This is a genomic window from Falsihalocynthiibacter sp. S25ZX9 (assembly GCF_041205405.1).
GTDB classification, from domain to species: domain Bacteria; phylum Pseudomonadota; class Alphaproteobacteria; order Rhodobacterales; family Rhodobacteraceae; genus Falsihalocynthiibacter; species Falsihalocynthiibacter arcticus.
On sequence record NZ_JBGFCD010000206.1, the window covers coordinates 1 to 310 of the forward strand.

Sequence of the window (310 nt, forward strand, 5' to 3'; positions counted from 1 at the left end):
GATGGATTTGGCACAGCTGCCGCCACTTGTTTGGTTTACGATTTTTTACACGGCGGTTTTTGCGACGGCGGGGAGCCTAAGCCTGATCCATTTTGGCTCGATGCGCCTGTCTGGGGCCAAGGTGATGGCCTATACCTATCTTGTGCCAAGTTGGGTGATCTTGCTGGAAATCTTGCTCGGACATGGCGCGCCAAGTGGGGCGAGTTTGGTCGGGGTTGCTCTGACGGTTGGGGCGCTGCTGCTCTTGCTCCGGCAGGATTAAGCCAGTTTGTTTTCCGCGAGGAAACTTTCGAACGCGTCCAAATTGATC

The 310-nt window shown here is 55.2% G+C and carries 1 pseudogene; it reads left to right on the top strand.

The features are described 5' to 3' along the window. Positions 1-262, top strand: a pseudogene (locus AB9F29_RS21930) (EamA family transporter); the annotation flags it as partial. Between the last annotated feature and the right edge of the window lie 48 nt (positions 263-310).